Source organism: Rouxiella sp. T17 (genome assembly GCF_036663475.1).
GTDB lineage: Bacteria > Pseudomonadota > Gammaproteobacteria > Enterobacterales > Enterobacteriaceae > Rouxiella.
On record NZ_JAWUEA010000003.1, the window covers coordinates 48,393 to 63,672 of the forward strand.

A 15,280-nucleotide genomic window follows, 5' to 3' on the forward strand; every position below is an offset into this window, starting at 1 on the left:
GTAGTAAACAAAGTTTTTGCAAAAGTTGGTTTGGAGGTTTTGTGGCTAAGATTGAAGGCGTAGAACTTCCTCCGAATTCGGCGATGCTAGACACACTGCTGGTCGACGCAGCGGGCAGAAAACTGTTTTTCGAGTTTGTCGAAAAGCTTGATTCCTATAAACATGGTTTTGATAGTAAAGGTAATTATCTTCACTGGGATGGTTTCATCACCCGCGCGCGTGACTTCAAAGATAATAAAGCGCTCGCGTATCTGATCTTGAAGATGAAACGGTCGTTAACGCCTCATGGCAAGTTGGTTTGTGAACAGAACAAACCCTTTTTCTCGACAGAAAATGGGCTGATGGCCAAGCTGCATAAAATAGGCGAGCTGATTTCTTTCGAGCATTTGCAGTTAGCCACGGCGCAGGGTAAGTCGCTGCATTTGGCACGCGGCGTCATTATGGAAGAGGCGATTTCAAGTGCCCAGCTCGAGGGCGCTGTCACCACGCGCTGCGTTGCCAAAGAATTGCTGGAAACAGGGCGCGAGGCTAGAGATCTCTCCGAGCAAATGATTGTGAACAACTGGAATCTTATTCAGAGCACGGAGGCGCATAAAGACCAGCCGTTAACCGTCGAGCTGATCCTGCTGTTCAACAAAATTGCCACAGAAGATGCGCTTGAAAATGAACATCGGGCCGGTGAGATCCGCAATGGACCCGTGTTTGTCAGAAATATCATGACTGGTGAAACGGTGCACGAAGCACCTGCTCACCCGCATATTGAACAGATGCTGCAAATGGTGTGCGATTACGCCAACGCCGAGCACAAGCAGGGCAGTGACTTTATTCATCCCATCGTGAAAGCCAGCGTCCTGCATTTCATGCTTGGCTATATTCATCCCTTTTTTGATGGCAATGGCCGGACCGCACGGGCGCTGTTTTACTGGTTTATGCTCAAAAGCGGGTATGAAAATTTCAAATACATCTCAATTTCGGCGTTATTGAAAGCTGCGCCAAAACAGTACATGAAAAGTTTCCTATTTACGGAAACGGATAACAACGATCTCACGCACTTCATCGATTTTCAGCTCACGATAATTATTCGGGCCCTTGAGCGATTTACCGGCTATATAAACAGTAAAATTAACGAGTTACATAACGCGATCGCGCTATTGGAGCATTCGCCGGTTTACGCCAAACTTAACCTGCATCACATCGCCATTCTCGAAAAGGCGCTGAAACACTCGGGGCGAACTTTTACGGTTAAAGAGCTGGAAAATGACTTTTCTATCTCTCCGACGGCGGCTCGTGGCTATCTCGATAAGCTGGCTGAAATGGATCTGCTCATCAAGTTCAAACTCAAGGGCAGAACCTTTGGTTACATCGCGCCCGCAAATCTTGAAGAACGGTTACAGGTGCGCTGATGCCGAAATTTGTACCTTTATTTTGTGGTCTTCAGTAAGATAAGTCTCATCCTCCTGTTCAAATAACGTGTAAACTACAGGCGCGCTCTGCCACAAGTCGTGTCAGATAATGCGTTGAATTCTGGGTAAACTCGGCAACGGATGCCTTAGATTGCGAAATGTTATCTGATAGGCGTTAAGTTATTCTCAAAATAAATGGGGAAAGAGATGCGGATTAAAATGTTGCTTGGCTTTTCAGCAGTCATGCTGCTGGCGGGCTGTAGCACTGCACATCAATTAAACTCTGCCGGTCAGCAGGTAAAATTCACCGATGAGAAACCGAGCAGCCAGTGTCAGGCACTCGGAACCGTAACCGGTGCTCAGAGCAACTGGTTCTCCGGTACCGCCGGTGATGGCAGCTCAATGCGCGGTGCAGCCAACGATCTGCGTAACAAGGCGGCGGACATGGGCGGCAATACCATTTATGGTGCCAACAGCCCTACGCAAAATATTTTCTCCAGCTTTGCGCCTCTGGACAGCAAGATGGTGGGTCAGGTTTACAAGTGCCCATAAGCGGCCAAAACCGCGACAAGAATCGCCATCAATAAGAAAAAAGGGATGCCATCGGGCATCCCTTTTGCTATCCGCTTTTTATAAGAAAACGATAAAAAATAGCGGGTGTTGAATTGGCTTACGACTGCGTCAGACGCAAATCCAGCGGCGTTTTGCTCGGCTCGCCGCCAATCTCGCGCGCCAGCGTCGGCACGAGATAACCCGAAACCTTGCTCAGCAGCGCCTTGATTAACGCTCGCGCTTCGTCGTCGTTGACCATGAAATGTGCGGCACCCTGCACTTTATCCAGCACGTGAATATAGTAGGGTAGAATGCCGGCATCAAACAGGGCATTGCTCAGCTGCGCCAGCGTGTCGGCGTTATCGTTGACGCCACGCAGCAGCACGCTCTGGTTTAGCAGCGTCACGCCGACTTTTTTTAGTCGCGTCATGCTGTCGCGCAGGGCATCGTCGATTTCATTGGCGTGATTAATGTGCGTCACCATCAGCACCTGCAATCTTGAATCGGCAAAGCGCTGACACAGGCCCTGAGTGATGCGCGCAGGAATCACCACCGGCAAACGGCTATGAATTCTCAGGCGTTTTATGTGCGGAATCGCCTCAAGCTCGCTGATAAGCCAGTCAAGCTCGTGGTCCTTCGCCATCAACGGGTCACCACCGGAGAAAATTATTTCATCCAGTTCTGGCTGAGTGCGGATATACTCCAGCGCCTGAGACCAATTATTTTTGTTGCCCTGATTTTCCTGATACGGAAAATGGCGCCTGAAGCAGTAGCGACAGTTCACCGCACAGCCGCCTTTTACCAGCAACAACGCCCGATTTCGGTACTTGTGCAGTAATCCCGGCACCACGCTTTTTTGTTCATCGAGCGGGTCGGTACTAAAGCCTGGCGCCGCGATGAACTCTTCACGGGCGGTCAGTACCTGCAAAAGTAAAGGGTCTTGTGGATCGCCCGGCTGCATGCGTGCAACAAAAGCGCGTGGCACGCGCAACGGGAATAAACGACGGGCATTGCGGCCCTGCTGCAAATCTGCATGATCGTTAAGTGCCAGAAGAGTAAGCAGTTCGTCCGGGTCCGTAATTACATCGCCGAGTTGATACAACCAATCTTCTCTAAATGGCGTATTTAGGGTTACAATGTGTGCCATTTTTTTGGCTAAGCTACCAGTTTAAAATTTAGAGGGCCATTATGGCGACTTATTCTAGCAACGATTTCCGTCCGGGTCTTAAAATCATGTTCGAGAACGAGCCTTACGCGATCGAATCCAGTGAATTTGTAAAACCGGGCAAGGGTCAGGCTTTCGCACGCGTTAAGATGCGTCGTCTGCTGACAGGTTCTCGCGTCGAGAAAACCTTCAAGTCTACCGACTCTTGTGAAGGCGCGGACGTTGTAGATACCAACATGAACTACCTGTACAACGACGGTGAGTTCTACCACTTCATGCACCCTGAATCCTTCGAGCAGCACGGTGTTGAAGCGAAAACCGTTTCCGACGCGGCAAAATGGCTGCAAGATAACGCAGAGTGTATCGTTACTCTGTGGGACGGCCGTCCTATCGCCGTTCAGCCACCAAACTTCATCGAAGCTGAAATCACCGAAACCGATCCAGGCCTGAAAGGCGACACTGCCGGTACCGGCGGCAAGCCAGCGACCCTGTCTACCGGCGCTGTGGTTAAAGTGCCATTGTTCGTACAGATCGGCGAAGTTGTCCGCGTTGACACCCGTTCTGGCGAATACGTTTCACGCGTTAAATAAGACGTTTAACGTTTGATGCGAGGCACTACGGTGAGATATTTCCGCTGTAGTGCCGATGAGAAAGTCACCGGTTTTGGATTACGTTTACAATGTTGAAGAAAATGTTGTTGATCGTGGTTTCAGTGCTGGCGCTGGCGACGCTAAGTGGTTGCAATACGGTTCACGGCTTTGGTGAAGACATTCAACACCTCGGCGGCGCTATCTCCAGAGTAGGCTGACAGTAAAGCAGGCTGACATTCGTCGGCCTTTTTTGTGCTCGTCTTCTCCTTTTTGCTGTTATTTTCTACTGCGTTATCCCTCCTGGCGAAAATTTAACTACACTTGGATCGTTATACTTCACATTCTCTTATAGGAAGGAATTTATATGCTGAAGAAAAGTATCCTCACCATCGTGTCCGTACTGCTTCTGTCCAGTCTGCTGAGCGCCTGCAACACCACGCGCGGTGTCGGGGAAGATGTTTCGTCAGGCGGCAATGCTATTCAAAGAGCGGCTCAGTAAGCCGTTCGGGGGTGACAACGTTCTTTATGTCACCCCTCATGCTCTCCCTCGAATCACCTCTTCAAACTGTTATTGCAAGGCTTTCGACTGATTGACCCACACCAGTTTGTCGATAGGGAAACCGTAGCCCTGCGCCGTTTCCAGCAGCTGTTTCTTCACGTTTTCGTCAAGTTTCGGCGCGCGTGACAGGATCCACAAATAGCTTTTATCCGGTCCACACACCAGCGCGTACTGGTAATCCTTGTCGAGCACGATCACGTTGTAGCCGCCGTAGAAAGGTCCGAAGAAGGAGACTTTCAACGCCGCGCGCGAGGTTGGGCCGGTGAAATAGCCTTTCCCTTCACTCTGCTGCCATTTGTTTTTCTGTGGATTAAAGCCGCGATTAATCACTTTTACGCCGCCGTCATCGCGCAGGCTGTAGTTGGCGGTGACCTGTTTCAGCCCGCTTTCGAAGCCGTGATCGAGTCTGGCGATTTCGTACCAGCTTCCCAGATAGCGATTGAGTTCAAAATTATTGACCACTTTGACGTTGTCAGGCGGCGTAACGGCGCAACCGACTGAAAGTAGTGCAGAAATAAAAACGCCCATTTTGGACAAGATACGCATAGTCTTCCCTTTCTGATGTTGAAGTTTAATTGTAGCTAACGGAAATTTGTTTGCCCGCAGTGATACGAGTAGACTGCATGCCCTGTCTGATATCGGAGTAAGTAATCATGAGCGAAACAGCAAGCTGGCAACCCAGTGCATCTATCGCCAATTTGTTGAAGCGTGCGGCCATCCTCGCTGAAATTCGTCGATTTTTCAACGATCGCGGCGTTTTGGAAGTGGAGACACCGACCATGAGTCAGGCGACGATCACCGACATTCATCTGTTTCCTTTTGAAACGCGCTTTGTCGGACCGGGCGCAGCCGATGGTATGACGCTCTACATGATGACGAGCCCCGAATATCACATGAAACGCCTGCTGGCGGCGGGAAGCGGGCCTATTTTCCAGATAGGGCGCAGTTTCCGTAACGAAGAAGCAGGGCGTTATCATAATCCCGAATTCACCATGCTCGAGTGGTATCGTCCGCGTTTTGACATGTACCGCCTGATGAATGAAATGGATGACCTGCTGCAACAGATCCTTGATTGCGACACCGCCGAGACGGTTTCGTATCAGCAGATCTTTATCCGTCATCTTGAAGTGGATCCTTTATCTGCCGACAAAACGCAGCTGCGCGAAGTGGCGGCCAAGCTGGATCTGTCGAATATTGCCGATGAGGAAGAGGATCGCGACACGCTGTTACAGCTGCTGTTTGCGATGGGCGTAGAGCCGCACATTGGCCGCGACAAGCCGACCTTTGTATATCACTTCCCCGCCACGCAGGCGTCGCTGGCTGAGATCAGCACGGAAGATCATCGCGTGGCCGAGCGTTTCGAGGTCTATTACAAGGGCGTGGAGCTGGCGAACGGTTTCCGCGAACTGACCGATGGCCGCGAGCAGCGTCAGCGTTTCGAGCAGGATAACCGTAAACGTGCGGCGCGCGGGTTGCCACAGCATCCGATTGACCAGAACCTGCTGGCCGCGCTGGAACACGGCATGCCGGAGTGTTCGGGCGTGGCGTTGGGTGTCGATCGTCTGGTGATGATTGCGCTGGGCGCGGAGAGTCTGAGCGACGTGCTGGCTTTCCCGGTAACGCGCGCTTAAACGAGTTGCCAAATAGTCTGCATAAATTAGACAAAAAAAGGGCTGATAAATTATCAGCCCTTTTTATTAATTTTAAATAAGATGCTTACAGGCTTATTTTTAGACGCTGTAGCGCTAGCGCTTAAAAGTTAAAGCTCTTAAAAACTACAGATCTTAGAAACTACAGCTCTTAAAAGTTATAGTTCAGGCCTGCACGGATGCTGACATCTTTGGTTGTATCGCCTGCGTTGGTATAAATACCTGAGTTCAGGTTCAGATTATTCGTCACTGCGGCATTCAGGCCCGCACCGACCGCCATCACTTTACGTGATTTGCCCGAGTTCAGCTGATAATCGCCCGCTTTAGTCGCTGCGGTCGCTTTGATATCAGTCTTGTCGTTAAATTCCTGGGTATAACTTACGTCAGCCCAAGGCATCAGCTTGATGCTTTTAACGTCAACGTTAGTGGTAATACGCGTACCCACGCCTGCATACCATGCGCTGGTCTGATTTTTAGCGAATTTGACATTACTGTTGGCAAATTCATCAGCGGTCGCTTTATTCATGCCCAACAGTGCGTAAGGCTGAACCACGATAGTTGGCGTCGCTTTAATGTTCACACCTGAGCGAAGTTCTGCATTCAGCACGTTGCCTTTATAGTTGCTGTTCAGATGTTCTTTAACGCCTGAAGTTGCAGAGGTCACGTTATCGCTGTTGGCAGAGAAATTCAGACGACCATAGCTGACGTTGGTATTGGCGAACAGGCTCCAGCTGTTATTTTGCAGCGCTTGCTGCCAGCCCGCGTACAGGCTGTAGAAATCGCCCATCACGTGGTTGTTGAAATCGCCTGCGGCCGAGGCGTGGGTCAGTTTGTTTTTAACTTTACCGATAGCCATACCCGAAGTCAGGCTGTCGCCGTTATTTAGTTTCCAGGTCCAATCTGCGCCGGTGTTCAGGCCCTGCAGTTTGCTGCTTGAATCGGTATTGCCTTTAAGGTCAGCATTTTGGAACAGGTAATCGCCCCAGACGCTTGCGCCTTCATGCACGCCGTAGAACAGGTTGCTGGCGTTCAAGGTGTTCATACGATTGGCAATGCTGCCGGTAACTGACGCGGCTGACGCTTTGGCACCGTCAAGACCGGCAATCGCGCTTTTCACATCGCTGGCGAGCTCGGCACGTTTAACGGACAGTACTGTATTAGTATGCGCAACAGCATCTTTGGATTTGTTGTCTAAAGTGACAGTGCTAAGCTGCAAATCGTTGTTATAAGCACCGTTACGTGCAGAAACGGCCTGTTTGCCATTGGAGAAGACGCTACCAAATTTTGCATCTTTAGCGAGTTTCATATCAGCCAAAGTATGGGTGCCCGCCGAAGTTCCGGCAGAAAGTTGGCTCACGACGGCAATGTTTTCACCGGTGACGTTAGCAGCTTCAAGATAATCACTGGTGCTCATATCAACAATGCTGTGGTTCAGGTTGGTTGTTACCAACTTACTGTTGTCACGCATGGCGATATTCATATCTTTCAATTCTGAGGTCAGAACCTGACTGTGGTCATTGATTGAGAGAGTTTTAACGCCTGCAATTGTCCCGATGTAGTTACTGTTATTACCTACCACCATATCGGTTTTACTGGTGTTATTCGCAATCACATTGCCCAGCATGGTGGAGTGATCTGAAACCGTCAGCAGATTTTTAGCCGCACCAAACTCGACGTTACCAGTAGAGGTGGCATGGTTGGTCACAAAAATACTTGCACCTTTTTCCCCATATATATCGATATCCCCCTTATGGCTTGAATTACTGATATCGATAGCCGCCGTTCCACCGGCTGAAATCATAATATCGCCGCTGTCTTTGCTTTTATTAACCATAAAGATATCAGAGTCACCTGAACTCTCTAAATTTTTAATGCCATCGACACCAGAATTATCAAAAGTAACGTGGTTTTCTTTAGCATTAGATAAGGTAATCGCATCTTGATGACTTAGTGCTATTTTATTATTAACAGCATCGATATTAGGCAATAAGTCGCTTTTTTTCAGCGAAATATTATTAACAGATTCCCCATTAAAACTAATTGAACCGTTTGTTAACGCGCTGTTTTCAAAGGCAACACTTTTATTACCGGTGCCCTTAGCATTAATGGAACCATTAATAACTGATTGATTACCAGCAACGACAGTTAAATCGCCGTTATCTTGTGGATCCATCCAAATTGCCGCGCCGTCCATATAATCTTTTGCATGAACAGCAGGAGTAGGCGGAGTCGCAACTTTATCCGCTTTATCGTCGTAGGTTTTACCCGTTTGTTGACCGTTTAACTGCGCGTTATTGAGATAAATGGTGGTATCAGTTTTGGCTTTAGCATTGCCCATTTCAATCATGTCGGCCTTGCTGCCTGGTAACATCATCAGCCCAGCGCTGCCGCCGCTGCTCATGTTGATGTATTTACCGGAAAGGTCGGTACCGTTGATAATGACAGCCTGCTGGTCATTCGCTTCTCTAGCAGGGCCAGAAAAATAAACATTATGCGCCGCGGCATCATGCTCTAAAACTGCAGCCAGTTTTGCATTTTTGTCGTGTAAATCCCATTGCGGCGTATTATTAATGCCGCCTTTGACAATATCAAAATCTTTATTGGTTTCGAGCTTCGTTGCATTTTTTACAACTGGCTGGTTTGCCGTTGTAGCAGCAGAAGCATTGCCCGCCACCATTAATGAGGTGGTTGCCAGTAAAATACATTGGGTCAGTGTTGAAAGACGCATAACGTTTCGCATTTGTAATCCTTGAAGTTTTTTAGCTTAATATTCGATAGTGCAAATAATTAAATTCGCAGCAGCGAAAGGTTTATTAGCTCAATCTTGTAACAGCTATTTTCAAGGTTAATGCGCGGCAGAGATATCGTACTAGTAAGGAAAGCGGGGCGTTGGTTTATTTATTATTGAACTTACAGGTTAAAACGAACCTTATTTATATTTTTTAAATAAAACGCCCCCGCACAGCATATATCTGTTACGGGGGCGTTAAATTAATAATTATAAATCGCCGGTATTACGCGGACCGCCGCTGCTAAACGTGGCATTACCGCCGTTTTGCGCACGATTCATCGTCTCCATGCGAACCTGGAAGGGCGGGAACGGCAGGGTGATACCGTGCTCGCGGAATCCGGCCAGAATCAGCTGGTGGATCTCGTGGCGCAGCGGCATACGATGGGCCATTTCGGCGGCATGCATGCGTAATTCGAAGATCTGAATACCCTGCTGCAAATCAACCAGATAGGCTTCCGGCGCGGGCGTATCAAGCACCAGCGAACACTGGCGCGCGGCCTGCGTCAGAATCGCAGTCACTTCCTGACTGTTAGCTTCAATCGGCGCAGGCACGCTCAGCACCACGCGGGTTACCGAATCCGACAGCGACCAGTTGATAAACTGCTCGGTGATAAAGGCCTTGTTCGGCACGATAATCTCTTTGCGGTCCCAGTCGACAATCGTGGTGGCGCGGGTATTAATCTTGGTCACGCTGCCGGTCAGGTTACGAATAGTCACCGTGTCGCCGATACGAATCGGCTTTTCAAACAGGATCATCAGGCCGGAGATAAAGTTGGCGAAGATCTCCTGCAAGCCAAAGCCCAGCCCGACGCCCATCGCGGCGACCAGCCATTGCAGCTTGCCCCATTCAATGCCGAGCATCGAAAAGCCCGACAGCCCGCCAATCAGCAGTACGGCGTATTTGGTAATAGTCAGCGCGGCGTAACCCGTGCCCGGCGTTAAATCCAGATGCTGTAACAGCGCCAGCTCAAGCAGGGCGGGTAAGTTGCGCACCAGCTGGGTGGTGATGATCAGCACCAGAATGGCGATCAGCACGTGGCCAAGCGTAATCGGCTGCATGCTCTCGACGCCCTGCGTGGTTGACGAAACGTCCCACAGCTTGATGTTTTCAAGGAACGAAAACGCCGAGTGAATTTCGGACCAGAGGAAAATCACCGACACCAGCGCAATCATTGCCAGCAGTGAACGCACCAGACGCAGCGACTGCGAGCTGATGACGTCGAGATCAACCACCGGCTCTTCGATTTCCACCGCGCCCTCGTTGCTGCTTGCCAACGTTGACTCTTCTTCGCCACGCACGCGCTGCGAAATTATCTCTGCACGACGCTGCTTGGCGCGCTCAAAGGCAATCTTGCGGCGTTGAATCAGCATCCAGCGGCGAATGATGTGATAGACCACCAGCAGCAGGAACCAGATAGCCAGCGAAGTCTCAAGACGCGCCAGCAGCGCCTGCGCGGTGGCCAGATAACCCAGCATCGAGGCAAAAGCGGCAATCAGCGGCGCGGAGAGCATCATCCACCACAGCGTGCTGTTCAGCATGTTTTCGCCGTTGCCCTGCTTGTCGAGATAGAGCGGAATACCGGCGCGTTTCAGGCTTTGCGTTACCAGGCTTAACAGCACGCAGAGCACGATAAAGCACAGTCGGCCCAGCGTATTGGAAAACTCGCGGTCGTTGAGATTATCGAAGGTAATCAGCGCCATAATCAGCGGCACTACCAGCCAGATCGACAGCGAGTAATAGCGCAACGCGCGAGAAACGCGGCGCTGCGGCCAGTTGAAATGGGTGATGAACAGCCCTTTCGGGTGCGCCAGATAGTGGCTGATCATAAACAGCCACAGCACCGGCAGCGTGGCGGTCACGCCATCACCAATGGCCACGGCTATCGGGAACGGCCACGCGCTTTGCAGGCCGAAACCCAGCGCCGCCCACAGCACGGGCAGGGGTAGGGCGACCAGAATCGACCAGAAAACCGTGCGCGCCGTCAGCGAGAATTGATCCTGCGTGACCTTGCCCACGCGGCTGCTGGCGCGATCGAGGAAATTATAATAGTGGCGACGCGAACTGATGCTGACAATCACCAGAATCAGCGCGCCGAACAGCGGCATCAGCGTCTCTTTGCTGGTCACCATCATCACCGACGCCTTGCCGAGCTGCGAAAGAGTGTCCAGCGACAGCAGGCGATTCAGGTCGTGCATGGTTTGCAGCGGATAAGTAAAGCTCAACGGGCTGACGTCGGCGACCCAGAACAGATAGCGGTGCGCGGCGTCGTTGATATCTTTAAGCGCGTCGACCAGCTGGGTATTGGCGACTTTCAGCTTGGTCAGCTCGAGGATTTGCGAATCGCAGCCTGAAAGCAGCGAGTTCAGCAGGTCAGCCTGCGTCTTCAGCTGGGCCTGCAAAATTCGCTGCTGCGCGGCGCTTAGCGGCTGTCCGTCATCCTGTCGGCCTTGACGATACTGCTGCTGTTTGCCGAGCAAATCTTCATAGTGCAGACGCTGCACGCGCAGCTGGCCCATCTCGCTGTCGAGCTGCTGCGGTTTCGGCATTTCGGGCAGCTTGGCGACCTGCGCGCGCAGGGTTTCACCCAGCAGCGGCGAGGCGTCCAGCCACTGTGACTGCTCGCGAATGGTGCTCAACGCCTGACGAACCTGCAAGGTTTGCGCCGCGGCCTGACGTTGCTGGGAAGAGATGAGATCCATGCGCTGCGCCTGCTGATTCAGCGCCAGCGACAGTTCGCGGTTGGCCTGCAACTGCTCGGAAATCGATTTTGGCTGCTCGCCGCTTTGCTCGGCCAGCTGCTCGGTTTTCTCAAGCGCCGTTTCGGCCTCTTTCTGCCGCTGGCTGTTGAGATTGTTGCGCAGCGTTTGTAGCTGTTCGTCGAGGCGATCGTGGCGCGTTTTATAGAGTTCAGCGCGAATCCGCGACAGTTCCTGACGATTACTGGCAGAAAGTTGCGCCAGCTCGAGCTCGTCAACGCGGGCTTTACGCGCGGAAGACTCGGCCTGTAAGGCTTTCAGCTTGGCTTGTGCCAACGCGGTATTATTATTGCTGAAACTTTGCAGCCGTTGATCGACGTCGGCCAGCGCATTGCGGGCCTCGGACTGCTGCTGCGGAAGCTGGCTTAACGAATCGGAGATATCGCGCGAGCGGTCCTGCTCCTGACGCAGCTGGCGCGCCTCTTCCAGCAGCTGGCTGCTGACCTGCAAAATCTGCTGATCGAGTTCTGCGCTGGAGAGGGTTTCATCGACCGGCAGCGGTTTATCGGTTTGCGCTTTCAGCTCCTGACGCAGGCTTTGCGTCAGGCGCGGGAAATCGTCGATAACCGTTTGATATTGCCCGGAACGCGCGAGGGAGGCGCGGGAATCGCTCAGCCAGTTAATGGCATTTTGCAACGCCTCAACGATCTGCGCCTGGTTGGCCGACTCCTTGTTGGCTTCGGCTTGTTTCAACTCCTGCTGGAGCTGGTCTTCTGATAGTGCAGCGTTGGCGCACAAAGGCAGCGCCAACAGCAAACTCACCAACAGTGAGGGGATCAGGCGCACTGACTCTTTCCTTTCAACAATCTTGCGGGCTTAAATTACGACGTCTGGCGAAACGGTTTCTTCGGTTTTCGATACACGCAGCGCTTCGGCAAAAGGTTCGCCCATGCGGGTCACCGTGCCGTTTTTCAGCTGGGGTACAAAGGTAATCTGGTTGGCGGCAAACAGGTTGATCACCGTTGAGCCGAGTTTAAAGCGGCCCATTTCCTGACCTTTTTCCAGTGCGATAGCGCCTTCGGCACCCGTAGCAGGATAGGTCCAGCGCTTGATCACGCCTTCGCGCGGCGGGGTAATTTGACCTGCCCACACGGTTTCAATGCTGCCGACGATCGTTGCGCCAACCAGAATCTGCACCATCGGGCCGAATTCGGTATCAAACACGCAGATTACGCGCTCGTTACGGGCAAAAAGATTAGGCACGTTGGCCGCCGTCAGCGGGTTCACGGAGAACAGGTCGCCGGGCACGTAAGTCATTTCACGCAGCACGCCGTCGCACGGCATGTGAACGCGGTGATAGTCGCGTGGCGCGAGGTATGTAGTGGCAAACTGGCCTTCCTTGAACTTTTCTGCCAGCTGATAGTTACCCGCCAGCAGCGCTTCAAGGCTGTAGAAATGGCCTTTTGCCTGGAACAGTTTGTCATCGACAATCGCGCCGAGCTGGCTCACCGCGCCGTCGGCAGGCAGGCAGAGCATGTCGAGCCCGCTCACTACCGGACGCGCGCCCGCACGCAAAGGGCGGACGAAGAAATCGTTAAAGGTCGCGTAGGCCGAGAATTTCGGGTCCTGCGCTTCTTTCATGTCAACCTTGTAATAGCTGGCAAACGCTTTGATAACCCACTGGGTCAGCATCGCGGCGCGGCGCTCGGCGCCCCAGCCGGCTAAACGTGTAAGTCCTTGCTTAGGAAGCAGATATTGTAATTTTATTTTGAATTTTTCTAACACGGGAAGACCTTCTCGTTACCTTTGGCACTCAGGGTGACAAAGCGATGAAAATAAAACGGGCGGCAAATGCGCCCGAAGATTCTAAAGTAACTGACAGCAATTATTAGAGGCTGTCGAAATTTTTACGCGTTTTTACATCGACCATGCTTTCGAGAATGCGGTGATAGTTATCGAAACGCTCCTCGGCAATCTCGCCTTTGTCGACGGCTTCACGAATCGCACAGCCCGGATCGCTGCCATGTTTGCAGTCGCGGAACTTGCAATAGCCCAGATACGGACGGAATTCGACGAAGCCCTGCGTGATTTGTTCGGCGGCCAAATGCCACAGGCCAAATTCGCGCACGCCCGGGGAGTCGATGACATCGCCGCCGTGCTGGAAATGGTACAAGCGCGCGGCGGTGGTGGTGTGCTGACCCAAACCGGAGTTGTCGGAGACGTCATTCACCAGAATCTGCTTCTCTTCCGGCGGCAGCAATGCGTTGAGCAGGCTGGATTTACCCACGCCCGACTGGCCCGCAAAGATGCTGATACGCCCGGTCAGCGCGGCAATAAACTCTTCCATGCCTTCGCCGGTATAGCTCGACACTTCCAGCACGCGGTAATTGATGTGGCGATAGATATCCATCATCTGCGCGACAAATTTGCGGCTTTCGTCGTCAAGCAGGTCGATTTTGTTGAGCACGATCAGTGGCTCGACTTCGACCGTTTCACAGGCTACCAGATAGCGGTCGATAATATTGAGAGACAGCTCGGGAAGAATGGCAGAGACGATCACAATCTGATCGATGTTGGCGGCGATAGGTTTTACGCCGTCGTAGAAATCGGGACGCGTCAGCACCGACGTGCGTTCGTGCACGGCTTCAACGATGCCTTTTACGCTGGCGTTCTCGCCGGAGCGCCACACGACGCGGTCTCCGGTTACCAGCGAACGGATGGTCCGACGGATGTTACAGCGATGCTGGCTGCCGTCGGAAGCTTCAACGTCGGCGTGCATCCCGAAACGGCTAATAACGATGCCTTCTTGCGGCTCGCCGTGCAGGGAGTCGTCTAGCTCTTTCCGCTTGTCCGTTTTAGTTAAACGGCGTTCGTGGTTGGCGTTAACGCGACGTTGTTGCCCTTTTGACAGTTTTATCTTAGTCACTGCGCCTCACTTGACTGGCTTTAATCGCTCGTTGCGACCAAAACGACTATGATACCAGCTATTTCGTATTAATTAACCGTTGTGGGACTTTTCATAACTGGAGCCTGTATGTCTGTAAGTGATAACAACCTCATCTGGATCGACCTGGAAATGACCGGCCTCAATCCCGAGCGCGACCGAATCATTGAAATCGCTACCTTAGTTACCGATGCCAACCTGAACGTGCTGGCCGAAGGGCCGGTGATGGCGGTGCATCAGTCCGACGCGCAGCTGGCGTTAATGGATGACTGGAATGTGAATACTCACACCGGCAGCGGGCTGGTGGAAAGAGTGAAGGCCAGTCAATTTGATGAAAACAGCGCGCAGCAAAAGACTATCGACTTCCTGAAGCAGTGGGTGCCGGCGGGCAAATCGCCTATCTGCGGCAACAGCATCGGGCAGGATCGCCGTTTTCTGTTCAAGTACATGCCTGAATTGGAAGCCTATTTCCACTACCGTTATCTGGATGTCAGCACGCTGAAAGAGCTGGCGCGCCGCTGGAAGCCGGAAATTCTCGACGGCTTTACCAAACAGGGAACGCATCAGGCGATGGACGATATTCGCGAATCGGTGGCCGAGCTGGCCTACTATCGCGAACATTTTATTAAATTGTGATGCAGAGCTAAAATATTTTAGGCGGCTTAAAACGTCGATAATCTCTCGTTTTTGCTGGTTAAATGCGCACTCTGCTCTTTTAATCAGCACTTGAACGAAATATTGAATAAAAACGGTTTTTTTTGTGAAAGGGGGCTTGCGGCGTTAAAGATTTCTCGTATAATGCGCACCCCGTACCGATGAAGAATTCGTTTAGATGATTTCGTCGTTATGCAGAGCGGGAATAGCTCAGTTGGTAGAGCACGACCTTGCCAAGGTCGGGGTCGCGAGTTCGAGTCTCGTTTCCCGCTCCAA

Annotated in this window: 13 protein-coding genes and 1 tRNA gene; 8 read left to right on the forward strand and 6 right to left on the reverse strand. The window is 51.8% G+C overall.

The features are described from left to right. Window positions 1-41 precede the first annotated feature (41 nt). Entirely contained in the window at window positions 42-1,403 is a 1,362-nt protein-coding gene (locus SC206_RS00500; RefSeq protein WP_332733095.1) for a Fic family protein, read from the forward strand. Between the two features lie 207 nt (window positions 1,404-1,610). Continuing rightward, window positions 1,611-1,955, forward strand: coding sequence for a DUF4156 domain-containing protein (locus SC206_RS00505; protein ID WP_332733097.1), 345 nt, complete (start codon window positions 1,611-1,613; stop codon window positions 1,953-1,955). Window positions 1,956-2,073: 118 nt separating this feature from the next. On the opposite strand, the gene epmB is transcribed toward SC206_RS00505, so the two are convergent. Continuing rightward, on the reverse strand, window positions 2,074-3,102 hold the full coding sequence (epmB, locus tag SC206_RS00510) for an EF-P beta-lysylation protein EpmB (protein WP_332733099.1): 1,029 nt from the start codon (window positions 3,100-3,102) through the stop codon (window positions 2,074-2,076). Window positions 3,103-3,143: 41 nt separating this feature from the next. Between epmB and efp the strand changes: the two genes are divergently transcribed. The 3 genes from efp (at window position 3,144) to SC206_RS00525 (ending at window position 4,209) form a co-directional block, all read left to right on the forward strand. After that, entirely contained in the window at window positions 3,144-3,710 is a 567-nt protein-coding gene (efp, locus tag SC206_RS00515; RefSeq protein WP_332733101.1) for an elongation factor P, read from the forward strand. An 89-nt stretch (window positions 3,711-3,799) separates the two neighbouring features. After that, on the forward strand, window positions 3,800-3,928 hold the full coding sequence (locus tag SC206_RS00520; protein ID WP_332733103.1) for an entericidin A/B family lipoprotein: 129 nt from the start codon (window positions 3,800-3,802) through the stop codon (window positions 3,926-3,928). Window positions 3,929-4,074: 146 nt separating this feature from the next. Then, window positions 4,075-4,209 (forward strand): entericidin A/B family lipoprotein, encoded by a 135-nt coding sequence (locus tag SC206_RS00525; protein WP_332733105.1) that lies wholly within the window; start codon window positions 4,075-4,077, stop codon window positions 4,207-4,209. A gap of 69 nt (window positions 4,210-4,278) precedes the next feature. Here SC206_RS00525 and blc read toward each other — a convergent pair whose 3' ends face one another. After that, complete coding sequence (gene blc / locus SC206_RS00530; protein WP_332733107.1) at window positions 4,279-4,815, reverse strand: outer membrane lipoprotein Blc; 537 nt, start codon at window positions 4,813-4,815, stop codon at window positions 4,279-4,281. A 107-nt stretch (window positions 4,816-4,922) separates the two neighbouring features. Here blc and epmA point away from each other — a divergent pair, with 107 nt between their 5' ends. Next, window positions 4,923-5,900: an elongation factor P--(R)-beta-lysine ligase gene (epmA, locus tag SC206_RS00535; protein WP_332733109.1), complete on the forward strand. Its 978-nt coding sequence runs from the start codon at window positions 4,923-4,925 to the stop codon at window positions 5,898-5,900. A 169-nt stretch (window positions 5,901-6,069) separates the two neighbouring features. Here epmA and SC206_RS00540 read toward each other — a convergent pair whose 3' ends face one another. The 4 genes from SC206_RS00540 to rsgA form a co-directional block, all read right to left on the reverse strand. After that, window positions 6,070-8,658: an autotransporter outer membrane beta-barrel domain-containing protein gene (locus SC206_RS00540; RefSeq protein ID WP_332733111.1), complete on the reverse strand. Its 2,589-nt coding sequence runs from the start codon at window positions 8,656-8,658 to the stop codon at window positions 6,070-6,072. A gap of 258 nt (window positions 8,659-8,916) precedes the next feature. Further along, entirely contained in the window at window positions 8,917-12,252 is a 3,336-nt protein-coding gene (gene mscM / locus SC206_RS00545) for a miniconductance mechanosensitive channel MscM (RefSeq protein WP_332733113.1), read from the reverse strand. A 30-nt stretch (window positions 12,253-12,282) separates the two neighbouring features. Beyond that, entirely contained in the window at window positions 12,283-13,191 is a 909-nt protein-coding gene (gene asd / locus SC206_RS00550) for an archaetidylserine decarboxylase (protein WP_332733115.1), read from the reverse strand. Between the two features lie 103 nt (window positions 13,192-13,294). Continuing rightward, window positions 13,295-14,332 carry a small ribosomal subunit biogenesis GTPase RsgA gene (gene rsgA / locus SC206_RS00555; RefSeq protein ID WP_332733117.1) on the reverse strand — a complete coding sequence of 346 codons (1,038 nt, stop codon included), beginning with the start codon at window positions 14,330-14,332 and terminating at the stop codon, window positions 13,295-13,297. A 108-nt stretch (window positions 14,333-14,440) separates the two neighbouring features. Here rsgA and orn point away from each other — a divergent pair, with 108 nt between their 5' ends. Together orn and SC206_RS00565 are read left to right on the forward strand one after the other, a co-directional pair. Continuing rightward, on the forward strand, window positions 14,441-14,986 hold the full coding sequence (gene orn, locus SC206_RS00560) for an oligoribonuclease (RefSeq protein WP_332733119.1): 546 nt from the start codon (window positions 14,441-14,443) through the stop codon (window positions 14,984-14,986). 217 nt (window positions 14,987-15,203) lie between these two features. Beyond that, window positions 15,204-15,279 (forward strand) — tRNA-Gly (locus SC206_RS00565). Window position 15,280 lies beyond the last annotated feature (1 nt).